Source organism: Aminobacter sp. NyZ550 (assembly GCF_025628925.2).
GTDB classification, from domain to species: Bacteria; Pseudomonadota; Alphaproteobacteria; order Rhizobiales; family Rhizobiaceae; genus Aminobacter; species Aminobacter ciceronei.
This window is the reverse complement of record NZ_CP114190.1, coordinates 2167570-2189158: the sequence shown is the minus strand read 5'-3', so window position 1 is coordinate 2189158 and position 21589 is coordinate 2167570. Positions and strand designations below refer to the sequence as shown.

General features: G+C 64.2%; 21 protein-coding genes. 8 read left to right on the top strand and 13 right to left on the bottom strand.

Annotated elements, in window-relative coordinates; all coding sequences use genetic code 11:
* Positions 1-11: 11 nt before the first annotated feature.
* A complete protein-coding gene (locus tag N7E70_RS10785) occupies positions 12-2450 on the bottom strand; it encodes a penicillin-binding protein 1A (protein ID WP_263006327.1) in 2439 nt (812 codons plus the stop codon).
* Between the two features lie 205 nt (positions 2451-2655).
* Between N7E70_RS10785 and N7E70_RS10780 the strand changes: the two genes are divergently transcribed.
* The gene (locus N7E70_RS10780; RefSeq protein WP_067958837.1) at positions 2656-3537 is read left to right on the top strand and encodes a LysR family transcriptional regulator; all 882 of its coding nucleotides are present in this window, start codon (positions 2656-2658) and stop codon (positions 3535-3537) included.
* A gap of 93 nt (positions 3538-3630) precedes the next feature.
* Here N7E70_RS10780 and N7E70_RS10775 read toward each other — a convergent pair whose 3' ends face one another.
* The 10 genes from N7E70_RS10775 to phnF form a co-directional block, all read right to left on the bottom strand.
* Positions 3631-4710: an NAD/NADP-dependent octopine/nopaline dehydrogenase family protein gene (locus N7E70_RS10775; RefSeq protein WP_263006326.1), complete on the bottom strand. Its 1080-nt coding sequence runs from the start codon at positions 4708-4710 to the stop codon at positions 3631-3633.
* Positions 4711-4780: 70 nt separating this feature from the next.
* Positions 4781-5395 carry a helix-turn-helix domain-containing protein gene (locus N7E70_RS10770; protein WP_263006325.1) on the bottom strand — a complete coding sequence of 205 codons (615 nt, stop codon included), beginning with the start codon at positions 5393-5395 and terminating at the stop codon, positions 4781-4783.
* 30 nt (positions 5396-5425) lie between these two features.
* Positions 5426-6001, bottom strand: a complete 576-nt coding sequence (locus N7E70_RS10765) for a peroxidase-related enzyme (protein ID WP_067958829.1) — start codon at positions 5999-6001, stop codon at positions 5426-5428.
* Complete coding sequence (locus N7E70_RS10760; RefSeq protein WP_263006324.1) at positions 5998-6498, bottom strand: CMD domain-containing protein; 501 nt, start codon at positions 6496-6498, stop codon at positions 5998-6000. Before N7E70_RS10760 ends, N7E70_RS10765 begins: the two co-directional genes overlap by 4 nt.
* A gap of 10 nt (positions 6499-6508) precedes the next feature.
* On the bottom strand, positions 6509-8008 hold the full coding sequence (locus tag N7E70_RS10755) for an NAD(P)-binding domain-containing protein (protein ID WP_263006323.1): 1500 nt from the start codon (positions 8006-8008) through the stop codon (positions 6509-6511).
* A 110-nt stretch (positions 8009-8118) separates the two neighbouring features.
* Positions 8119-9204 (bottom strand): ABC transporter ATP-binding protein, encoded by a 1086-nt coding sequence (locus N7E70_RS10750; RefSeq protein ID WP_067958817.1) that lies wholly within the window; start codon positions 9202-9204, stop codon positions 8119-8121.
* Complete coding sequence (locus N7E70_RS10745) at positions 9204-9998, bottom strand: ABC transporter permease (RefSeq protein ID WP_067958813.1); 795 nt, start codon at positions 9996-9998, stop codon at positions 9204-9206. The genes N7E70_RS10750 and N7E70_RS10745 overlap by 1 nt, the downstream gene beginning before the upstream one ends.
* Entirely contained in the window at positions 9998-10987 is a 990-nt protein-coding gene (locus N7E70_RS10740) for an ABC transporter permease (RefSeq protein WP_263006322.1), read from the bottom strand. The genes N7E70_RS10745 and N7E70_RS10740 overlap by 1 nt, the downstream gene beginning before the upstream one ends.
* 244 nt (positions 10988-11231) lie before the next feature.
* A complete protein-coding gene (locus tag N7E70_RS10735; protein ID WP_263006321.1) occupies positions 11232-12341 on the bottom strand; it encodes an extracellular solute-binding protein in 1110 nt (369 codons plus the stop codon).
* Positions 12342-12761: 420 nt separating this feature from the next.
* A complete protein-coding gene (phnF, locus tag N7E70_RS10730; protein WP_263006320.1) occupies positions 12762-13547 on the bottom strand; it encodes a phosphonate metabolism transcriptional regulator PhnF in 786 nt (261 codons plus the stop codon).
* Between the two features lie 86 nt (positions 13548-13633).
* Between phnF and phnG the strand changes: the two genes are divergently transcribed.
* From phnG to N7E70_RS10695, 7 genes are all read left to right on the top strand, one after another.
* A complete protein-coding gene (phnG, locus tag N7E70_RS10725; protein WP_067958793.1) occupies positions 13634-14098 on the top strand; it encodes a phosphonate C-P lyase system protein PhnG in 465 nt (154 codons plus the stop codon).
* Positions 14098-14703 (top strand): phosphonate C-P lyase system protein PhnH, encoded by a 606-nt coding sequence (gene phnH, locus N7E70_RS10720; protein ID WP_115731044.1) that lies wholly within the window; start codon positions 14098-14100, stop codon positions 14701-14703. The genes phnG and phnH overlap by 1 nt, the downstream gene beginning before the upstream one ends.
* A 1-nt stretch (position 14704) precedes the next feature.
* Positions 14705-15814, top strand: coding sequence for a carbon-phosphorus lyase complex subunit PhnI (locus N7E70_RS10715; RefSeq protein WP_263006319.1), 1110 nt, complete (start codon positions 14705-14707; stop codon positions 15812-15814).
* Between the two features lie 234 nt (positions 15815-16048).
* Positions 16049-16930, top strand: coding sequence for an alpha-D-ribose 1-methylphosphonate 5-phosphate C-P-lyase PhnJ (locus tag N7E70_RS10710; protein WP_263006318.1), 882 nt, complete (start codon positions 16049-16051; stop codon positions 16928-16930).
* Positions 16927-17703 (top strand): phosphonate C-P lyase system protein PhnK, encoded by a 777-nt coding sequence (phnK, locus tag N7E70_RS10705; RefSeq protein WP_192314975.1) that lies wholly within the window; start codon positions 16927-16929, stop codon positions 17701-17703. The genes N7E70_RS10710 and phnK overlap by 4 nt, the downstream gene beginning before the upstream one ends.
* 66 nt (positions 17704-17769) lie before the next feature.
* The gene (phnL, locus tag N7E70_RS10700; protein WP_263006317.1) at positions 17770-18477 is read left to right on the top strand and encodes a phosphonate C-P lyase system protein PhnL; all 708 of its coding nucleotides are present in this window, start codon (positions 17770-17772) and stop codon (positions 18475-18477) included.
* Positions 18474-19091 (top strand): DapH/DapD/GlmU-related protein, encoded by a 618-nt coding sequence (locus N7E70_RS10695; RefSeq protein WP_067958773.1) that lies wholly within the window; start codon positions 18474-18476, stop codon positions 19089-19091. Before phnL ends, N7E70_RS10695 begins: the two co-directional genes overlap by 4 nt.
* A 7-nt stretch (positions 19092-19098) precedes the next feature.
* On the opposite strand, the gene gltS is transcribed toward N7E70_RS10695, so the two are convergent.
* Positions 19099-20304 carry a sodium/glutamate symporter gene (gene gltS, locus N7E70_RS10690; RefSeq protein WP_442866508.1) on the bottom strand — a complete coding sequence of 402 codons (1206 nt, stop codon included), beginning with the start codon at positions 20302-20304 and terminating at the stop codon, positions 19099-19101.
* Between the two features lie 204 nt (positions 20305-20508).
* Positions 20509-21528: a Tim44 domain-containing protein gene (locus N7E70_RS10685; RefSeq protein ID WP_263006315.1), complete on the bottom strand. Its 1020-nt coding sequence runs from the start codon at positions 21526-21528 to the stop codon at positions 20509-20511.
* Positions 21529-21589: the final 61 nt, after the last annotated feature.

The window sequence follows — 21589 nt, the reverse complement described above, 5'->3', positions numbered from 1 at the left end:
GCCTCTGCATCTCAGTAGAGCCCGCCAGTGCTGTTGAGCAGCTTGTCGCGCAGCGCGGGCGACATGCCGCCGATGGCGGGAACCGTCGCCGTGACGATGTCGGACGCTTCAAAACCGTCGATGACAGGGCAGTCCGCGACGCAAGGCGAGGTGCCCGGCTTGAAGGCCTCCCGGATCGAGCCCGGACTGCCGGCAGCGACGCGCCTTCCCGTGCGTCGGTCGACGCTTTCGAATGTCATCCCTTCGGGCACAGGAAACTCGGCGGCCGGCTTGTCCTCGAGGGCAACCTTCATGAAGTCGATGAAGACGGGTGCCGCCAGCCCACCGCCGGATTCGCCATACCCCATCGGCTTCGGCGTGTCGTAGCCAAGGAACACGCCAGTGACGACGTTGGGGGTGAAGCCGACAAACCAGACGTCCTTCTCATCATTGGTGGTGCCGGTCTTGCCGGCGACCGGCACGCCAAGCGCCGACACACCTGTGGCGGTGCCACGCTCGACAACGCCGCGCATCATCGAGGTGATCTGGTAGGCAGTCATCGGGTCGAGCACGTGTTCGCTGACGTCACGCAGTTCAGGTTCCGGCTGGTCCTGCCATGCCTCGACATTGCAGGCGTCGCAGTCCCGGCCGTCGTGGCGGAAGATGGTCTTGCCGCGACGGTCCTGGACACGGTCGATCATCGACGGCTGCACCGATTTGCCGCCGTTGGCGATGACAGCATAGGCCGAAACCAGGCGCATCAGCGTGGTCTCGCCAGCACCGAGCGACATCGGCAGGTAGGGCTTGAGCTTGTCATAGATGCCGAAGCTCTGGCCGTATTGCGCCACCACATCCATGCCGACATGGCGCGCGAGACGCACCGTCATCAGGTTGCGGCTTCGTTCGAGCCCGGTGCGCAAGGTCGAGGGACCGCTGAAGCGGCCGTCATAGTTCTTCGGTCTCCAGACCCGCCCCGCACCATCGGGAAGTGCGATCGGCTGGTCCATCACCAGTGCTGCCGGCGTGTAGCCGATGTCGAGGGCCGCGGCATAGACGAAGGGCTTGAACGCCGATCCCGGCTGCCGATAGGCCTGCGTGGCGCGGTTGAACTCCGACTGGGCAAAGGAGAACCCGCCGACGCTCGCCAGCACCCGGCCGGTGTGCGGATCCATCGAGACGAGCGCGCCCTGCACTTCCGGCACCTGCCGCAGTACATAGCCGTCGTGCTGCTTCTCAACATAAACGACATCCCCGGCCGCAAGCGCGCCTGCCGATGTCTTGCCCGCCTTTGGGCGCCTCAGTGCCCAGCGCATCGACTGGGTGCTGATGTGGGCGATTTCTCGCGCCTGCCGGCTGCCTGAAGCCTGGCGAAGGCCAATCCTGATGCCCTCGTCGGCCGCGCCTAGCACAACCGCCAGGCGCCATTCCGGCACGTCGGCCAGTGGCACGATGCCATCAAGTGCTTGTTGCCAATCGCCATCGGTCGCGATGCGGGTCACCGGTCCGCGAAAACCCCTGCCCTGATCATAGTTGACGAGCCCCCGCCGCAGCGCTCTGACCGCTGCTGCCTGCAGCTTGGGATCGAGCGTCGTGCGCACGGCGAGGCCGGCGGTGTAGAGCGCAGCGTCGCCATACTGCTCGGCGATCTGTCTGCGCACCGCCTCGGTGAAGTAACTGGCATCAGCAACCAGCAGGTTCGGTGCGCGCGTCTTCGTACCGAGCGGCAAGGCCGCCGCAGCACGCGCTTCATTCCGGTCGACAAATCCGTTGCGCAGCATCTGGCCGATCACCCAGTTGCGTCGTTCGACGGCTCGCTCGGCGTTGAGATAGGGATTGTAGTTGTTCGGCCCCTTGGGCAGCGCGGCAAGATAAGCCGCCTCCGCAACCGAAAGATCGCCGACCGGCTTGTCGAAATAGGTCAGTGCCGCCTCGGCGATGCCATAGGCGCCGAGCCCGAAATAGACGTCGTTGAAATAGAGCTCGAGGATCTCGTCCTTGGAAAAGGCGCGTTCGATGCGAACGGACAGAACCGCCTCGCGGACCTTGCGTTCCAGCGTGCGGTCCGAGGAGAGCAAGAGATTCTTGGCGATCTGCTGGGTGATCGTCGATCCGCCGATCATGCGCTGACCAGAGCCGAAGTTGGCCATGTTGGCCCAGACCGCGTTGACGAGCCCGGACATGTCGATGCCGGAATGGCTGTAGAAGCCCTTGTCTTCCGCCGACAGGAACGCCTGCCGGACACGATCGGGCACGGCGGCGATCGGCAGGAAAAGCCGCCGCTCGCGCGCATATTCCGCAAGCAATGCGCCATCATAGGCATAGACCCGGGTCATGACAGCCGGCTCCCAATCCGCCAGTTCGCGGTAGTCGGGCAGATCCCTGGTGATGTCGGCGACCAGCAAAGCCAGGCAGCAGGCGGCCGCAAGCCCGGTCAGGACGAGGAATGAGAACAGATGGCTGATGAATTTCATGATGGGCAGCTTGTCAGTTGGAAGCAGGCCCCAGGAAAATGGGCGAACGACTACAGCTCACAGGCTCCACCCCAGCCCGCGAACAGGTCATAACCTGCAGGTTTTGTTCGATAACGGCCGCAGACTGGCAAAATCCCGTGACCTCGACAAACACTCAATATTTTGGTTACCCATGAGAAAAATATGGGCATAGGACCAAAACCACGTGGAAACGTCGCAATTGCCGCTGAACGCGCTGCGAGCCTTCGAGGCTTCGGCGCGCCATTGCAGCTTCACCCGGGCCGGCATGGAGCTGTTCGTGTCGCAGACCGCAGTCAGCCATCACGTGAAGTCGCTCGAGGACCTGCTCGGGGTGAAACTGTTCCGTCGGCTGCCGAGGGGACTGGCGCTGACCGACGAGGGCGCGGCCCTGGCGCCTGTGCTGACAGACGCCTTCCGGCGCGTCACCGCGACGATGAGCCGGTTCGAGGAGGGGCACTTCCACGAAGTGGTGACTGTCGGCGTGGTCGCGACCTTCGCCGTCGGCTGGCTGATGGAACGACTGCCGGCGTTCCACCAGGCGCACCCCTATCTCGACCTCAGGATCATGACCAACAACAACCGTGTCGACCTCGCCGGCGACGGTCTCGACCTGGCGATCCGCTTTGGCGACGGCTCATGGCGTGGAACCGAGGCGATGCAGCTGATTGCCTCGCCATTGTCGCCGGTCTGCTCGCCCGTGATGGCGGCGCGGCTGACACAGCCGGCGGACCTCGCGCGCGTCGAGCTGTTGCGCTCCTATCGCGCCGACGAATGGACGCGCTGGTTCGAGGCGGCAGGTGCGCCGCAGCCGGTGTTGCGCGGTATGATGTTCGATTCGTCGCTGGCCCTTGCCGAGGCTGCTGCCCGCGGCGTCGGCGTAGCCCTGGTGCCGATCAACATGTTCGAGCGCAATCTCGACGACGGCCGCCTCGTCCAGCCGTTCGAGACGACGGTTTCAACCGGCGACTACTGGCTCACCCGGTTGAAATCCCACCCGGTGACAGCTGGAATGCAGGCCTTCGAGAACTGGTTGCTGCAGCAGTTCGGCGCTCCGGGCGCAGCCTGACCCTTACCCCGAGGCAGCGGCCAGCTGCCGCCGGAGCAACAAAAAAGCGGCGCAGCGACCCGCCAGGAGCGCCGCGCCTGCGGTACCCAGACCTTAAGCTACCGCATATCCCTCACGGCAAAGGCCGTTGAGCTCGGCCAGCGACATGGCGTCGAGGTCGAGCGCGGTTAGCAGGTCGTTCTCGGCAGTAAAGTCGCGGCCATACATGGCCGAGAAGATGCGCACGCCGGCTTCGTGCAGCTCGGCGGGGTAGCCTGCCAGACGGCCGATCTTGGCGGTCATGACCAGGCCGAAAGGCACGTCTTCGGTAACATAGCGGCTGTCGGCAGTGGTCGGGCCCTGGCCGCCATTGCCGGCCTCGTGCATCTCCTGGTTCATCTCAGAGATCGAGCTCATCGGCACGTGGAAAGACAGGTGGAAGTGCTGGAAGATGTTGCGCACTTCGAGGCCGAGCTTGGTGGCAATGGCGATGCGTTCCTCGTCGAGCTGCTCGAGCAGGCGGCCGACATTCGGCGTCACGTTCTGGCCCTGGCTCCAGGTTTCACCGCGTTCCATGCGCGTCATGTTGCCGAGCGCGATGCCCATGTGGTTCTGCGGGTTGAGGTTGGACAGCGCGATCGCCATCAGGCTGCCGCGGTCGACGAAGCGGTCGCCGAACAGCGTCTGGCAGACGGCAAGGCCGTCGGCGCTGCGCGATGCCGGAACGGTGGCGAGATCGACCTTCTTGCGCACGGTGTTGACGTTGACCAGCGTCGGGCTGAGCTGGCGACCGGATACGACAGTCGTGCCCCAGCCTACAACAGGCGCGACGACACCGCGCGCAGCCAGCAGGCGCGACAGATAAAGCGCGCCGAAGGATGCGTGCGAGCTGATGATGACGGTCTGGTCGGCGCTGACGTAAGGCGCGATGGCGTCGAGAACGACCTTGTGGCCATAGGCCGGCAGCGCGATCACGATCGCTTCGGCGCCGGCGACGAGCGCTTCGGCGCTCGGAGCAGCAGCCGGATGGAAGGTGCCTTCGACGGCGCCCTGGGCAACCAGAGCTTCGCCCTTGGCCAGCGCCTTGGTGCGCTCGCCCGACGGCGACCACAGCGTTGCCTTGTGGCCCTGCTGTTCCAGAAACACCGCCGTGCCAAAGGCGATCGAACCCGCGCCGACAATACCTACCTTCATTTTCAACATTCCCTTTTGGATCAAATTCATTTCAGCCCCGGCGCTCCCATTGCGGGCGCACCGGGGTCGTTCATTTCGGGCGAATCAACGCCCGGGTCGTGCTGCTGCCGACCTCCCCCGATGCCACCACCAGGAAAGCCCGTGCACCGGCCGGGCCAACACTGGTCAGCGAGTGTGCGACGTCGGCCGCATAGCGCGCCGTCTCGCCGGCGCGGACGATCATCTCGTTGCCGGCGCTGCGCACCACGATCTCGCCTTCGGTGCAGTGCAGATGCTCGATCGTGCCTGTGCCGTGGGGATCGCTGATCAGCTTGCCCTTGAGCTCGAAGCTCAACAGATACCATTCGATCAGCGGCACCATGCCGGCCGGCGACAGGATCTGCAGCGTGCAGCTGCCGTCGGCGCTGCGGATGGTCGGCGTCAAATTCTCCGGCTGCAGGTCGATGCGGTCGCCACGCTCCTCGCTGGCGCCGCTGATCAGCCTGTTGAGGTCGATGTTGAGCGCGCGGGTGAGATGCCACAGCGTGCCATAGGTCGGGTTGGCGTTGCCGCGCTCGATCTCCGACAGCATCGAGCGCGAGACGCCCGATCTGGTCGCGAGGTCGGCAAGCGTCAGGTTCTGCTGCTTGCGATATGCCTGCAGGCGCGGCCCGATTTCCGGCGGATTGACCGAATGTATGTTCATTCCGATTCTCCATTCCGACGCCACGGGCAACTATTCGGCGAGCGGTTCTCCAAGCGTGTGCATCAGCCGGTTGGCCCAGCCGAACAGCGACGACGACAGGATCAGGTCGAGGATCTCGTCCTTGCCGAGACCGGCGTCGACAAGCGCCTGCATGTCGGACGCATCGGCGTCCGAGGGGCATTTCGACAGCTTGACCGAAAAGTCGAGGATCGCCTTCAGCCGCGGCGAAATTACCGCTTCGACACCGTCGGCGAAGATCGCCGCAATGACGGTCTCGTCCTTGGCCAGCTGGTTGTAGCGGCTGGCATGCACCGCCGCACAGTAGATGCAGCGGTTGACGATCGACGCGCCGACGGCGCCGATCTCGCGCTCGGCGCGCGACAGGCCGCCCTTGTTGTACATCACCCCGTTGAACAGCGGCGAGCGGTGAGTCAGCGTCTCGACGTCATGGGCCAGCACCAGCACGTAGTCCGACACCTTGGTGTTGGACGGCGTGATCTTCAGCGCCTCGAGCTGTGCCGGAGTGGCATCCGCGAGATCGAGCGGCTTGACGTATGGCTTCCACTCGGGGACCGCGGTGGTGAATTCGTGAACGACCTTGCTCATGCCAGTCCCCGCATCAGCCGCAGCCCGGCGGCAACCCTGATCTGATAGCTGACGAAAGCGACGAGCTCGGACAGGCGCACGATGTCGGCGTCGGTTAGCCCGGCTTCCTGCAGCAGTTCGATATCGCGGCGCGTCGCATCCTTGGGCGCATGTGCCACGAGATCGACATGGCGGATCAGGGCCTTGAGCCTGATGTCGCCGCTGCCGTCGAACCAGATGTCGGCAATGCGCGCGGTGTCGCCTGAGGCGCCCGAGCTGTCGAGCAGCGTTTCGAAATGCGCCTCGAAATCGCCGGCGTCGTTGATCTTGGCGATGCGGCAGGCCAGGGCTGCGCGCTCGGCATGGGTGAGACCGCCGGGTTCAGCGGGCGTCAGCGCCGCATCATGCGTCTGCTGGGTCAGCGCCATGATGTCGGCGCGGCCGGCGACGACCGCCGCCAGTTCGCTGCCTGGCGCTATGCCGACGATCGCGGCGATCACGTCTATGGTGTCAGTCATGCCGTTCCTCTTATGCCTGCTTGCGGGCGGCTGCCGGCGCTTCGTCGGGCAAGGGCGATGCCGTCCACTCGTCACCGCGCAGTTCGGGCGTGTCGTAGTCGAGCAGGCGCTGCCAGTACTGGCCGAAATTCTCGCTGTAGAGCTTTGCGGCGATCTCGCGCGCCAGCCACGCCGCACCTTCGCTGATGCCCGGTATGTCGCCGCTCATCTTGCCAAGGCTGGCGGCCGCCCCGGAGTTGAAGCTGTGGATGTTGGCCAGCCACGGTGCCTGTCCCGGCTCGCGTTCGAGAAAGGTGAAGTCGTTGGCAAGATAGGGGTAGTTGCTAAGCTCGGTGTTTTCCTGGCCTTCAGGTGGCGTGAAGCGGTCCTGCCACAGCAGGATCTTGTCGGCGTAACCGTCGAGCTCCTTGCGCGCCAGCGGATCGACGCCGAAGCCAGTGCCGAGGATCAGGAAGTCGCAGCGGACCGCCTTGCCCTGCGAGGTCGAGATGACGATCTCGTCGCCGTCGAGCTCGGCCTTCTCCACCGCCGCATCGAAATGGAACCAGGCGTTGGGATGCCGGCTGACACGCATCGTCGAGCCACGCGGCGCTGGCGTCTGGGTGCGCAGCGAATAGTTCATGATCTGCCAGCGCCGGGCATCGCTGAGCTGCGGGAAGGCAGCGGTGAAGCCGAACGAGCCGATGCCCATCAGCTTGTTGATACAGGGCATCTGCTTGCGGCGGATGAGATGGCGGACTTCCGCCGCTCCTGCCTCCAGCGCCTCGGCGGCATTGTCGACGGCAGATGCGCCGACGCCGACAACGACCACGCGCTTGCCGCGCAGGGCAGCGAAGTCGATTGCATCGGAGGAATGCGCCCAATAGTTTCGCGGCAAGCCGTCGACAAAACCCGGAATGCTTGGATGGCCCATGCCGTCACGGCCGGTCGCCATCACCACCTTGCGGGTCAGCACCGATTTTTCCCGAGCGCCCTCGCCCGACAGCGTCAGCCGCATCAATTCGCCTTCCGGCACGATCGTCTTGACCTCGACGCCGTTCTCGACCGGCAGGTCGAGCACCTTGCGGTACCAACGCAGATACTCCATCCACATCGGCCGGGGGATCTTGTCGAGTTCAGCCCAGGTATCGTTGCCGAACTGGGCGACATACCATGCACGAAAGGTCAGCGACGCCATGCCATAGGCCGGGCCGGTCAACTGCTTGGGCGAGCGCAGCGTCTCCATCCGGGCATAAGTCAGCCACGGCCCTTCGAAGCCCGTCGGGCTGCGGTCGAAGATGCGGATGTTCTGGATGCCGGCACCGAAGAGGGCGAAACTCGCGACCAGGCCGCACATGCCGCCGCCAATGACGACGACGTCATGGACCTTTTCTTCCCCCTCGGCTGATGTCGGCACCACCCAGTTCGACGGCGGGTAGCACAGGCAGGCCAGTTCGTCGCGAACACGCTGTTCGAGCTCGGCGAGGCCGGCGGCGGCCGCTTGCAACGGCGCTTGTACGTCAAACGCCATAGGTCGCCCCTGGTGTCCGGTCGAATTCGTCATGTCGCATGTCCTGCCCTGCCTGCTGTCGGCCCGCACCGGTTCTCGACGCGGGCCGCCCTTGTCGCCTATTTGTCGTCTCAGTTGTGCGCGTGGCGGTCGGGGATGACCGTCGTCGTCTCTGGCTTCCAGCCGACCCAGATTTCCTCGCCATTGAGCTGGCTGACGTCGGCGGGATGGACCAGCGCATTGAGCATGGTCCCGTCGCCGACCTCGACCGAAAGCGAGGTGTGGTTGCCCTTGAACACGCGCTGGCGGATCTTGCCCTTGATGCGGTTGCCACTCTCCGGCTCGGCGGCCGAGCAGTGGATCGCCTCGGGGCGCAGCACGACATAGAGGTGGTCACCGGCCTTTGGCGTAAGCCCGCCCTGTGCTGCCTTGATGGTGACGCCGTTCCAGTTCAGCGCTGCCTGGTCACCTTCGGTGCCGACGACTGTGCTGCGCAAAAGATTGGTCTCGCCGATGAAGTTGGCGACGAACACAGAGCCTGGACGGCCATAAAGCGTGTTCGGGTCACCCATCTGCTCGATGCGGCCCTTGTTCATGACCACGATCGTGTCGGACATGGTCAGCGCCTCTTCCTGGTCGTGGGTCACGAACATGAAGGTCTTGCCGGTCTTTTCCTGGATCGACTTGAGCTCGATCTGCATCTGCTGGCGCAGCTTGGCGTCGAGCGCCGACAGCGGCTCGTCGAGCAGCAGCACCTCCGGATCGGGAGCCAAGGCGCGCATCAGCGCGACGCGCTGGCGCTGGCCGCCCGACAGCTCCGACGGCAACCGCTTGGCATAATCCTGCAGTTGGACAAGCTCGAGCAGCTCCGAGACGCGGCGGTGGATGTGCTGGTTGTCAAACCCCTTGAGCTCGAGGCCGAAGGCAATGTTCTTGGCAATGCTCATATGCGGAAACAACGCGTAGTCCTGAAACACGATGTTGACGTTGCGCTTGTTGGGCGGCACGCGCGTCACGTCCTTGCCGCCGAGCAGGATGCGGCCGGAGTTCGGCGTCTCGAAGCCGCCGAGCATGCGCAGCGAAGTCGACTTGCCGCAGCCGGACGGGCCGAGCAGCGTGACGAACTTGCCCGCCTCGATGCTGAGGTTCAGGTTCTCGACGGCAACATGCTTGCCGTAGCTCTTGGTGACATTGTCGAACTGGACGACGGGTTGCATCAGCGGGTCCTCGCGCGGCGGGTCATGTATTCGGCGTAAAGTCCGACGGCGGCGGTAACCACCAGGACGAGTGTCGCCATTGCGTTGATTTCAGGAGACATGCCGCCCTGCACCTTGGCGAAGATCAGCATGGGAAGGGTCGGACGATAGCCTCCCAGGAAGAAGGTGCGCACGAAGTCGTCGATCGACAGAAGCACGCAGAAGATCATGCCGCCGACAAGCGCCGGCCCGAGATAGGGCAGCGTGACGCGGAAGAAGGCAACGATGCTGTCGGCACCGAGGTCACGCGCGGCATCGACGAGATTGCCCGGCATCGAGCGCAGGCGGGTCAGCGCCATCACCACCACGAAGGGCACTGCATGCACCGTGTGGCCGAGGATGATGGCCGCGGTTCCCGTCGGCATGTCGATTGTCGAGATGAAGATGCGCAGCGAGATGGCCGAGATCATGCCTGGCACGACAGCCGGAAGGCAGGCGAGCGCGAAGATGATGACCTGGCCCTTGATGCCTTCGGCGACGATCAGCATGGCGATCCAGGTACCGAGCGTGGTTGCGGCGAGCGTCGAGGCGGCGGCAATCATAACCGAGTACAGGCAGGCTTCCAGGAACTGCTTGTCCTGCATCACCTTGGCATACCAGTCGAGGGTCCAATCGCCGATCGGGAAGGCGACGAAGTTGGCGTCCTTGAAGCTCATCGCCATCATCAGCGTGAGCGGCAGGAGCAGGTAAAGCAGGAAGGCCCAGTAGATCGCCGTCAGCGACGTGCGCGGAGCGTCTGCAAACATGTTGCGCATCAGAATGCACTCCTTTTCTTGCCGCCGACGAGGCGCATGAAGATGCCTGCGGTGATCAAGGCGGTGACCAGCATGATCAGCGCAAAGGCGGCGCCGACCGGCCACTTGTCGCTGGCGCCATGGAAGAAGCCGCTGATGGTTTCAGGAAACAGCACGGTGTTGGGTCCGCCGAGCAGCATCGGGGTCGCGAAGACGCCGATGCAGGTCAGGAACACCAGCGAGCAGCCCGAGACGATGCCGTCCTTGGACAGCGGCAGGATGATCCGGCGGAAGCGGGTGAACGGACCGGCGCCCAGATCGGCAGCCGCATCCAGATATTGTCCCGGGATCTTCTCGATCGCCGAGTAGAGCGGCAAAAGCATGTAGAGGCAGATCAGGTAGACCAGGCCGAAGCCGAGCGAGAACGAGGTGTAGAGCATCGGGATCGGCCGGTCGATCAGGCCGATCTCGCGCAAGAGCACGTTGACCGCGCCGCGGTTGGCAAGAAGCATGATCACCGAGAAGGTGCGGATCAACTCACCGGCCCAGAACGGCACCAGCAGCAACAGCAGCGCCTTGGAACGGCCCTCCGGCTTGACGACCTTGGCGACGTAGTAGGCCACCGGGTAGACCACAACCAGCGTCACCGCCGTCGCTGCCGTGGCGAAGATGAAGCTCTTGATCAGCGGCGTGAAGTAGAGCGATTCCTTGAAGAAGATCGCGTAGTTGTCCAGGGTGAAGTGCGATTCCACACCCGGCAGCACCGGGTAGTGGGACATCAGGCTGATCTTCAGCATCTGATAGATCGGCCCGACATGCAGCATGATCAGCCAGACCAGCGGCACCCCGGCCAGAAGGATGATCCGGCCGATCCGGGACTCGACAGCGGCCCCCAGCGTATGCCGGTAGAGCGCGGAATTGACCACCTTGGCGATGCCGGTCGAATATTTGGGCACCGGCGCGTCGCCGCGCCCTGCCGCATAGCCGGCTGTCGTGTTGCTAATCACCATCAAACAATCTCGGTTGGCGCAGCCCAACTTGTACCGCCAGGCATTGCCGGCAGGTCAGTCATCGCGCGTTGTGGGACTACAGCGCCTCGCTCAGAACGCTGTAACTCTCTGAACCGGTGCATGAGCCCACCCGAAAACCGTGCCCGATTTTCGAGGGTCATGCACATGACAGGCCGGCAGCCTGTCCCGGAGATCGTCGCAGCGCTCCGGGACAGGCGATGGGCCGTGCGAGGCTTTCGCCTCGTCAGGCCGCTTTGACCTCAGCGGTCGCCCGGTCGATCATCTCGTTCTTCATGTCGCGATTGACCGACGAGAAGAAGACGATGCGCTCAAGCTCTTCCTGGGGCAGCGTCGAGGCGAGCTTTTCGCGGTCGTTGAGCAGGTCGGCGACGCCGTTGATCGTCGAGCTGTAGCCCGACTGGCGGGTCATTGCCGCCCCCACCTCCGGGCTTGCCAGCACGGCATCGAGCAGCTTGTAGGCGTTCTCGGCGTTGGGCGCGTTGTTGACGACGTTGAGCGTATAGCAGAAGCCGAACGTGCCTTCCTTCGGCACCGACAGCTTGATCGGATGACCGTCCATGATCAGCTTGGCAGCCGGACCCGACCAGGAATGGCCAAGATAGATGTCCTCGTTGATGAACATCTGCTGCACTTCCGAGCCGGCGTCATAGTACTTGCGCACCATGTCCTTGTGCTTGATGAGGAAATCGCGCGCTTCGTTGGTCGCCTTCTGCGCCACGTCGGCCTTGTCGACATAGCTGACGAAGTCGCCGTCATGGCCGAGATACTGCATGACGATGGTCATGAAATCGCTGACGATATAGGAGGTCTGCCCCTTGTACTGCGGGTCGAACATGATCTCCCAGCTCGGCGCTTCCTTCACATAGTCGACATTGCGGGCGAGCCCCTCATAGCCGGCGAGGATCGGCAGGCCCCAGAGATTGTCGTCGACGCGCGCCCAGGCAGCGTTCTGGTAGGCGGGGTTGAGGTTCCTCCAGTTCGGAATCTTGCCGGTGTCGAGCGGCTGCAGCAGCTTCGAGGCGATGAACTGCGAATAACGATGGCCGGCGACGGTGACGATGTCGGTCGAAGGATTTGCGCCCTCGGCGGTGAGCAGATTGTATTGCTTGCCCTGGTCGTCGGTCAGCCGGATGTTGACCTGAATTCCACTGTCCTTCTGGAACTTGTCGAGGAATTCCTGCGGCAGGAATTTGTCGTAGGTGGTGATGTTCAACACGCCGTTCGCAGCCCAGCCGGGGGTCGGGCGGATCACGGCGGGCATGGCAAGGACGGCGGCGCCACCACCAAGCATCTTCAGCGCGGTACGGCGGTTCGGTACCAGAATATTGTTCATTATGTTCCCCATTTGGATAATATCGATCACGCGCACGGCTTTTGCCGCGCAATAAAACCCGCCCTCACGCAGTAGAAAGGACTGCGCGACCGACAAGCCGGCGAAGAGGTATTCTCAGCGGTGTTTTACAGACTACTAATGAACTGGCGCAAAGTCCTCCACCAAGCCAGTCCTGAATTCCGACATTCCGTCCGTAAATTCCACTAAATTGGAATTTTTCTCTAAACCGGACAATTGTCAAGCATTGTTAGAAAGAATCTTGTTTGCCCACCAACATTTGCAGACAGCAGGCCCCGCATAGGCTTGCGCTGGCAAGCCAATTAAGCACGGCTATGAAAATCGCATCCAATCGCCAGAAATCGACGATACGCTGGGATGGACTATCATGCGCCATGGCGGCCGCGGCAAACAGCCGGAACCTCAGGCCTCCGTCGAGACGCTGAGTTCGACCCTGTCGGCGACAAAGCGGGTTTCAGCGTACTGGATCGGCACGCCTGCGGTGTCGACGTTGATCGCCCTGGCGACCAGCACGATGGCGCCAGCGGACAGCTTGAGATCGGCCAGGTCGGCGGCATCGGCGTGGCGCGCCGAAACCAGCGTCGACTTGCGGAAATAGTCCTCGATTCCAAAATGCTGGAAAGCGAGCGTGATCGACGCGGTCTCGGCGTAGACCCGTGCGAAGCCGGGGAAGCGTTCCGCATCGAACCAGCTCGACGCGCGCGACACTGGCCGGCCGTCGGCCTCGCTCAGCGTTTCCAGCCGGAGCACCGGCGCATCCGGCGCAAGCCCCAGGGCTTCGGCGACACGGCTGAGGGCAGGTTCGATGGCGTCGGCCAGGAGGATGCTGCGGCGCTCGCGCGTCTGCTCGCGCAGCCCTGTGGAAAAGCGCGTCCGCGCCGAAATTGGGTAGGAGAGCTTCTGGCGGCTCTCGACGAAAGTGCCGCGGCCCTGCTCGGCGCGCAACACGCCTTCCTGGACAAGCGCGGCAATGGCGCTGCGCAAGGTATGGCGATTGACGCCAAAGCGTTCGGACAGGATCATTTCGGGCGGCAGCTTGCCATCGGCACCCAGAGTTCCAGCCGATATCGCCTGCCTGATCTGGTCGGCGATCTGGCGCCATAGCGCCACCCCGCTCTTGCGTGTCACCGCCTGTTCTCGTCCCTGCCCGCTCAAATCCACCGTCCCAGTTTGCGACTTGTCATGCATCCGTCACGGAGCCTCGCTACAAGCCCATTGTAGGTTGTTCGATTGTATAGAACAATAGACAAATGTGAAGTGGAGCAGCGAAAGCGATGGACCGACGGCAGGAAAGAGAACTGGAGACGGCGCGCAAGACGGCCATGGCGGCGCTTTCGCTAGCACCAGTGGACGAGTTGAAGCGGCTGTGCGCGGCGGCAGGCATTTCTGGCGAAGCCGAGATGCTGCGCGGACCGGAGACCGGTCTCGTGTCGGTTCGTGGCCGTATCGGCGGCGGCGGCGCGCCGTTCAACTTCGGCGAGGCGACGGTGACCCGCGCCACGGTGCGTTTGCCGAGCGGCGAGATCGGCCATTCCTATGCGCTCGGCCGCGACAAGGACAAGGCCCGCCTTTCGGCCATCACTGATGCCCTTTGGCAGAATGCCGACCGCCGCGCCGACATCGAAGAGAAGGTCATCGCACCGTTGCGTGCCGCACAAGCCGAAGCCGATGCGACCAGTCGTGCCGAGACGGCAGCGACCAAGGTCGACTTTTTCACCATGGTGCGCGGAGAGGACTGATGGATCAGATGGATGTGATTGACGGCGGCTTTGCCGCCCCGGTTTTTAATGCCCAGACGGTTTTCCGCGCCGTCATGGACGCCATGGCGCGTCCCGGAACGGTCCAGCAGGTAGCTGGCCTGGCACAGCCGCCTGCACCGCTGGCGGCAACCGCAGGCGCGGTGGCGTTGACCTTGTGCGACCACGACACTCCGCTCTGGCTCGATGCCGGGCTGCAGGTCTCGGCGGCAAAGTCCTGGCTCGGCTTCCACACCGGCGCGCCGCTGGCCGCGACACCGGCCGACGCGCATTTCGCCCTTGTCGCCAACCCGGCCAACCTGATCTCGCTCGAAAACTTTGCGCAAGGAACGCAGGAATATCCCGATCGCTCGACGACACTGATCCTGCAGGTCGACAGCCTGACCGATGGCGCGCCGCTGCATCTCGAGGGCCCCGGCATCGAGACGACTGACAGCATCGCGCCGACGCCTCTGCCGCGCCATTTCGTCGAGCAGTGGAAGCAGAATGGCGCCCGCTTCCCGCGCGGCGTCGATGTGATCCTGGCGGCGCCCGGAGCGGTCGCCTGCCTGCCCCGCACTGTCCGCATCAAGACGATGGAGGCCTGATATGTATGTTGCTGTCAAAGGCGGCGAAGCCGCCATCGCCAACGCCCATCGCCTTCTCGCCGACCGCCGCCGGGGTGACCGCTCGGTGCCGTCGCTGCGCATCGAGCAGATCGTCGAACAGTTGGCGCTCGGCGTCGACCGCGTCATGTCGGAAGGCTCGCTCTATGACCGTGAGCTTGCCGCGCTCGCCATCATGCAGTCGCGCGGCGACCTGATCGAGGCGATCTTCCTCGTCCGCGCGTACCGCACCACCTTGCCGCGCTTCGGCTACACGAGGCCGATCGACACAGCTGTCATGCAGGTCGAACGCCGCGTTTCGGCGACCTACAAGGACCTCCCCGGCGGCCAGCTGCTCGGCGCGACCTTCGACTACACCCACCGCCTGCTCGACCCGGAACTCGCCACTGATGCCGAAGTCGCGACGCCCGAGCAGCGCGAAGGCGACGGCCAGCGCATGGCGCGAGTGTCCGAGATCCTGGCCCATGAAGGGCTGATCGAGGCTGACGGCGAGCTGCCCGAGGACCACCTCACGGGTGATATCACCCGCGAACCGCTTGAGTTTCCGATGGAGCGCGACATCCGCCTGCAGGCGCTGTCGCGCGGCGACGAGGGTTTTCTTTTGGCGCTCGGATACTCGACGCAGCGCGGCTATGGCCGCAGCCATCCTTTCGTCGGCGAGGTCCGCATCGGCGAGGTCGAGCTCGAGCTCGACGTGCCGGAACTGCCCTTTCCCATAAGCCTCGGCCGCATCCGCGTCACCGAATGCCAGATGGTCAACCAGTTCAAGGGCTCGGCCAAGGCGCCGCCGCAGTTCACCCGCGGCTACGGGCTGGTCTTCGGTCAATCCGAGCGCAAGGCCATGGCGATGTCGCTATGTGACCGGGCGCTGCGCGCCGGCGAACTGGGCGAGGACATCACCGCACCGGCACAGGACGAGGAGTTCGTCATTTCGCATTCCGACAACGTCCAGGCGACCGGCTTCGTCGAACACCTGAAGCTGCCGCATTATGTCGACTTCCAGGCTGAGCTCGACCTCGTCCGCCGCATGCGCGGCGAGCACGAGAAGCGTCAAGCTACAGATCAGACCGAGACAAGGGAGGCAGCCGAATGAGCTCTCCCAACTCTATCGCCCAAATGCCAGGAGCCAAGGTCGCGTTGCGGAGCACCATCATTCTCCCAGGCTCGCTTTGTCGGCTTTGGCTTGCTCCGCGCGAAAAATGCGACAGCGGCTACAACAAGGGCCACCAGCACCAAGACACGAATCCACCCCGAAGAATCCATGCGGCTCCCCCTCGTTGCGATGGTCAACGCGGCAAAGAGTTAGCGCAAATCGGATCTGCCTGCCATGTCTGACATCGCAACCTACAACTTCGCCTATCTCGACGAGCAGACCAAGCGGATGATCCGCCGGGCGATCCTCAAGGGCATTGCCATTCCCGGCTACCAGGTGCCGTTCGCCAGCCGCGAAATGCCGATGCCCTATGGGTGGGGCACCGGTGGCGTCCAGGTGACCGCCGCGATCATCGGTCCTGAAGACGTGCTCAAGGTCATCGACCAGGGCGCGGACGACACGACCAATGCCGTCTCGATCCGCGCCTTCTTCCAGAAGGTCGCCGACGTCGCGGTGACCACCGAGACGGCCAAGGCGACGATCATCCAGACCCGCCACCGTATCCCGGAATATCCACTGACCGAGGGCCAGACGCTGGTCTACCAGGTTCCGATCCCCGAGCCGCTGCGCTTCCTCGAACCGCGCGAGACCGAGACGCGGAAGATGCACGCGCTCGAGGAATACGGGCTGATGCACGTCAAGCTCTACGAGGACATCGCCAGGCACGGCCGCATCGCCACGACGTATGCCTATCCGGTCAAGGTCGAGGGCCGCTACGTCATGGACCCCTCGCCGACACCGAAGTTCGACAATCCCAAGATGCACATGTCGCCCGCGCTGCAGTTGTTCGGCGCCGGGCGTGAAAAGCGCATCTATGCCGTGCCGCCCTTCACCAGGGTGGTCAGCCTCGACTTCGAGGACCATCCCTTCGAAATCCAGACGTTCGACCAGCCCTGCGCTCTGTGCGGGGCCGAGCAGGTCTATCTCGACGAAGTCATTCTCGATGACAAGGGCGGGCACATGTTCGTCTGTTCCGACACCGACCATTGCGAGACGCGCCAGGCCTGCGGCCATCGCGGCCACCTCTCGCCCGATATGCTGGAGCCTGCCCAATGACCGACGAACCGCTTCTGCGCGTTACGGCGCTGTCCAAATATTATGGCTCGCGCATCGGCTGCGAAGACATCTCGTTCGATCTATGGCCCGGCGAAGTGCTGGCCATCGTCGGTGAATCAGGCTCCGGCAAGACCACCTTGCTCAACTGCCTGTCGACCCGGCTGTTGCCGACCTCTGGTACCGCCAGCTACCGCATGCGCGACGGCCAGTGGCGCGACCTCTACCGCATGAGCGAGGCCGAGCGCCGCTTCCTGATGCGCACCGACTGGGGTTTTGTTCACCAGAACCCGGCCGACGGGCTGCGCATGACGGTGTCGGCCGGCGCCAATGTCGGCGAACGGCTGATGGCCATCGGTGACCGCCACTATGGCAACATCCGCGCGACCGCAGTCGACTGGCTCGGCCGCGTCGAGATCGACGAGGAGCGCATCGACGACGAACCCCGCGCTTTCTCGGGCGGCATGCGCCAGCGCCTGCAGATCGCCCGCAACCTCGTTACCGGCCCGCGGCTGGTGTTCATGGACGAACCGACCGGCGGCCTCGACGTTTCGGTGCAGGCGCGCCTGCTCGATCTGTTGCGCGGACTGGTCACCGACCTCGGCCTCGCGGCCATCGTGGTCACGCATGACCTCGCCGTCGCACGGCTGCTGTCGCAGCGCATGATGGTGATGAAGGACGGCCATGTCGTCGAAGCCGGCCTCACCGACCGTGTGCTCGATGATCCGCGCGCGCCCTACACCCAGCTCCTCGTCTCCTCCATCCTGCAGGTCTGAGCATGGTCCCGAAAAGTGGTTCCCGGTTTTCGGGCAAGATCATGCTCATCAAGGAAAGATTCTGACATGGCCACTCCCCTCATCGTCTCGGAGGTCTCCAAGGCCTTCACCATGCATCTGCGTGGCGGCATCCGCCTGCCGGTGGTCGCCAATGTCTCGTTCTCGGTCAGGGCTGGCGAATGCGCCGTGCTCGGTGGCCCCTCTGGCGCCGGCAAGAGCTCGATCCTGAAGATGGTCTACGGCAACTACGGCGTCGACCAGGGCCAGATCATCGTCGATCACCATGGCCAGCTTGTCGATCTTGCCACTGCCAATCCGCGCACCGTGCTTTCGGTGCGCCGCGACACCATCGGCTATGTCAGCCAGTTCCTGCGCACCGTTCCGCGCGTCTCGGCGCTCGACGTCGTCGCCGAGCCGCTGGTCGCCCGCGGCACCGAACGCTCCGAGGCTCATGCCCGCGCCTCGGAACTGCTCGGCCGGCTGAACCTGCCTGAACGTCTGTGGAGCCTGCCGCCCGCCACCTTCTCCGGCGGCGAGCAGCAGCGCGTCAACATCGCCCGTGGCTTCATCACCGACCATCCGGTGCTCCTGCTCGACGAGCCGACGGCATCGCTCGACGCCACCAACCGCGAGGTGGTGATCGGACTGATTGAGGAGAAGAAGCTGAAGGGTGTGGCCCTGCTCGGCATCTTCCACGACGCCGACGTGCGCGAGGCGGTCGCCGACCGCATCATCGACGTCACCACATTTGCCGCCGGAAAGGTCGCAGCATGAGCCGCAAGCTGTCCGAACAGCCCTGGATCCACCCATCGGCCGAGGTGACGCAGTCGACGCTCGGCCGCTGGACCGAAGTCTCCGAGCGCACCCGCATCAGCGAAAGTTCGCTCGGCGACTACTCCTACGTCATGCAGGACTGCAGCCTGTGGTGCACGACGGTCGGCAAATTCTCCAACATCGCAGCAAGCGTGCGCTGCAACGCCACGAACCATCCGACCTGGCGGCCGACGTTGCATCACTTCACCTACCGCGCCTCGGACTACTGGGAAGATGCCAGCCACGAGACCGAGTTCTTCGAATGGCGCCGGTCGAACGCGGTGACCATCGGCCACGACACCTGGCTCGGCCACGGCTCGACGGTGCTGCCGGGCGTTACCGTCGGCGACGGTGCGGCGGTCGGCTCGGGCGCTGTCGTCACCAAGGATGTCGCGCCCTACACCATTGTCGCCGGCGTGCCCGCCAAGCCGCTGCGCGAGCGCTTCGACCGCACGACAGCGGATCGCTTCCAGGCGCTGGCTTGGTGGGACTGGGACCACGCCAGGCTGCGCGTTGCCCTCGACGATTTCCGCAACCTCTCGGCGGAAGAGTTCCTGGAAAAGCACGGCGGCTGAGCAGCCCTCACCCCGCCAGGAAAAACTGGATCGCGATCATGTTGACTAGGTCGACGAAAAACGCCGACACCAGCGGCAGGATGACGAAGGCGTTCGGTGACGGGCCATAGTGCCTGGTCACCGCCGTCATCGACGCAATGGCGGTGGGCGTGGCACCGAGAGACAGGCCGGTAAAGCCGGCGCTCAGCACGGCCGCCTGGTAGTCCCTGCCCAACAGCGGGAACAGCACGACCAGAATGAAGGACACCGCGAGCAGCGCCTGCAAGGCAACGACGGCCAACAGCGGGCCGGCAACCCCGGCAAGTGTCCAGAGCTGCATGCTCATCAGCGACATGGCCAGGAAAGCCGAGAGCGAATAGTCGGAGATCAGCGACATTGCCGGCGAGCGCGCCGGCCAGGCCATGCGTGGAAACAGATAGGGGACCGTGTTCGACAGGACGACGCCCATGATCAGGCAAGGCACGAACAGCGGCAGCTTGACGCCCATCGATGTGACCGGCCCGTGGAGCGCATAGCCAAGCACCACGGCAACATTGACCAAAAGCAGCGCCTGCATGAAGTTCGATTTGTCGATCGGTGCAGCCTCTGCCTGGGCGACGGCCACTTGGTTGTCGGAGCCGGTACTGCCTGTTTTCAGCTTGCCGCGCTCGACGAGGAATTTTGCCACCGGCCCACCGAGAACACTGGCGACGATCAATCCGAGCGTGGCAGCAGCCGTGCCGACTTCCAGGGCCGTGGGAAAGCCGTGCTCGGCCGCGATCGCCGGCGCCCAGGCAATCGTGGTGCCATGGCCGCCGACAAAGGCGATCGACCCCATGATGACACCAGCGGCGGAAGGCAGGCCGAACAGCCAGGCGCCGAGCGTGCCGACGCCGTTCTGCAGGAAGACGAACAGCACCGTTAGCACGCACAGCACGATCAACGCCCGCCCGCCGACAAGAAGGTCCGCCAGCCGCGCATTCACGCCGACGGTGGCAAAAAAGATGACCAGCAGCCTGTCGCGCGTGGTCATCTCGAAGACGATCTCCGTGCCCGACAGCTCGTAGAACGCCCACGCCGCCGCGGCCGCCAGAAACCCGCCGGTGACCGGCTCGGGAATGTTGTAGTTGCGCAGGAACGCTACATGGCGATTGAGCAGCACCCCGACGAAATAGACGATGATGCCGAGTGTGAGCGTCAGGAAATCGGGCGAAACGAGAACATTGTCGGCCATGGCCATCCGAGCTTCGCGTGGGCACCCTGACGAAAGTGCCGGATCGGACCATCCCGATCTCCCCTGGCTCTCAACCTTGCCCAGAATAATTACGGGAGCAATCGGAATTTCGACGCAACCGATGAGGCCGCTACCCTAAACCAAAACGCCCGCGGCCAGCCCTGATAGGGAAGGCCGCGGGCGTTGCAATCAGTCTGAAAAGACTCAGGCTTCCTGGATCGCCGAGAGCTGCCAGTCGCCGCCGTTGTGGCGCACGAAGGTCCACAGCTCGGTCGTCTCGGTCGGCTCGTTTTCGTCGCCGTCCACCACTTCGCCCGTCGTGCGGTTGCGCGTCACGTCGATCGACGAATAATTCATCGCCGCGGTGGCGTAGTCGCGGTCGCCTTCGTTCCAGCTTTCGGCAATGTCGGCCTGCAGGAGCTGGACGTTGGTGACATCGTTGCGGACGCCGTTCTGAGCGTTGTCGGCCAGCTCTTCCGAGAGGTATGACACCATCTCCGGCGTTACCAGGCGACGCAGCGCCTTGTGGTCTTCGCGGCCGAACGCTTCCTGTACCTCGGCCAGCAGGCGCTGGAAGGTATCGAGATCTTCGCCCGACACGGTGATGTCCTTGCTGGCAGGCTGCTGCGGTGTAGCGTCAGCGCGGCTGCCGCCAATGCTCGGAATGCTGAACGAGCGGCTGCCGCCGTTGGCCCTGCCGGTTTCATTAGCCGGTGCGGCGTCGCGATAGTTGAAGTTGCCGCCGGCACCGGCGCCGGCCATCGCCGGACCGGTGGCCTGGCGCGAACGGAAGAAGCGCAGGGCGAGCCAGATGGCGCCGCCGATCAGCAGCAGTTGCATCAGCATGCCGAACATACCGGCGAGGCCGCCAAAGCCTTGGCCCATCATCATGCCGAGCAGGCCACCCATCAGCAGGCCGCCGATCATCGCGCCGCCGAAGCCGCCCATGAAGCCGGGGCGCTGCGGTGCAGTCGCGCCAGGACGGGCTGCACTGGTGGCGGCCGGGTTGGTTGCCTGACCGGTGTTGGGCGTCATCGAACGCTCGACCGGCGCGGTCGGCTGCGGCGCGGTGCGGGTCGGCGGCGCCGACTGGAAGGTACGCGTACCCCTGCTGCCGAAGCTGCCGCCGCGCCGCGCATCGGCGTGGTCGACGGCAATCATGGAGAAGGCGAGGAACAGGCCCGCGAAAAGCGTGGCGAAGCGGGTCGTTCGGGACAATTTCATCAGCGGATCCTCAAAGTGTCGTCCGCCCTCATATAATGACTAACAACTGTAGTGTCAGGGT

Coding starts and splice junctions, on each gene's coding strand:
- N7E70_RS10695 (WP_067958773.1), top strand. CDS start 18,474: ATGAGCCGCAAGCTGTCCGAACAGCCCTGGATCCACCCATCGGCCGAG.
- N7E70_RS10715 (WP_263006319.1), top strand. CDS start 14,705: ATGTATGTTGCTGTCAAAGGCGGCGAAGCCGCCATCGCCAACGCCCAT.
- N7E70_RS10755 (WP_263006323.1), bottom strand. CDS start 8,008: ATGGCGTTTGACGTACAAGCGCCGTTGCAAGCGGCCGCCGCCGGCCTC.
- N7E70_RS10760 (WP_263006324.1), bottom strand. CDS start 6,498: ATGACTGACACCATAGACGTGATCGCCGCGATCGTCGGCATAGCGCCA.
- N7E70_RS10685 (WP_263006315.1), bottom strand. CDS start 21,528: ATGAAATTGTCCCGAACGACCCGCTTCGCCACGCTTTTCGCGGGCCTG.
- N7E70_RS10750 (WP_067958817.1), bottom strand. CDS start 9,204: ATGCAACCCGTCGTCCAGTTCGACAATGTCACCAAGAGCTACGGCAAG.
- N7E70_RS10765 (WP_067958829.1), bottom strand. CDS start 6,001: ATGAGCAAGGTCGTTCACGAATTCACCACCGCGGTCCCCGAGTGGAAG.
- phnL (WP_263006317.1), top strand. CDS start 17,770: ATGGCCACTCCCCTCATCGTCTCGGAGGTCTCCAAGGCCTTCACCATG.
- phnF (WP_263006320.1), bottom strand. CDS start 13,547: ATGCATGACAAGTCGCAAACTGGGACGGTGGATTTGAGCGGGCAGGGA.
- N7E70_RS10775 (WP_263006326.1), bottom strand. CDS start 4,710: ATGAAGGTAGGTATTGTCGGCGCGGGTTCGATCGCCTTTGGCACGGCG.
- phnK (WP_192314975.1), top strand. CDS start 16,927: ATGACCGACGAACCGCTTCTGCGCGTTACGGCGCTGTCCAAATATTAT.
- N7E70_RS10745 (WP_067958813.1), bottom strand. CDS start 9,998: ATGCGCAACATGTTTGCAGACGCTCCGCGCACGTCGCTGACGGCGATC.
- phnH (WP_115731044.1), top strand. CDS start 14,098: ATGGATCAGATGGATGTGATTGACGGCGGCTTTGCCGCCCCGGTTTTT.
- N7E70_RS10770 (WP_263006325.1), bottom strand. CDS start 5,395: ATGAACATACATTCGGTCAATCCGCCGGAAATCGGGCCGCGCCTGCAG.
- N7E70_RS10735 (WP_263006321.1), bottom strand. CDS start 12,341: ATGAACAATATTCTGGTACCGAACCGCCGTACCGCGCTGAAGATGCTT.
- gltS (WP_442866508.1), bottom strand. CDS start 20,304: ATGGCCGACAATGTTCTCGTTTCGCCCGATTTCCTGACGCTCACACTC.
- N7E70_RS10740 (WP_263006322.1), bottom strand. CDS start 10,987: ATGGTGATTAGCAACACGACAGCCGGCTATGCGGCAGGGCGCGGCGAC.
- phnG (WP_067958793.1), top strand. CDS start 13,634: ATGGACCGACGGCAGGAAAGAGAACTGGAGACGGCGCGCAAGACGGCC.
- N7E70_RS10785 (WP_263006327.1), bottom strand. CDS start 2,450: ATGAAATTCATCAGCCATCTGTTCTCATTCCTCGTCCTGACCGGGCTT.
- N7E70_RS10710 (WP_263006318.1), top strand. CDS start 16,049: ATGTCTGACATCGCAACCTACAACTTCGCCTATCTCGACGAGCAGACC.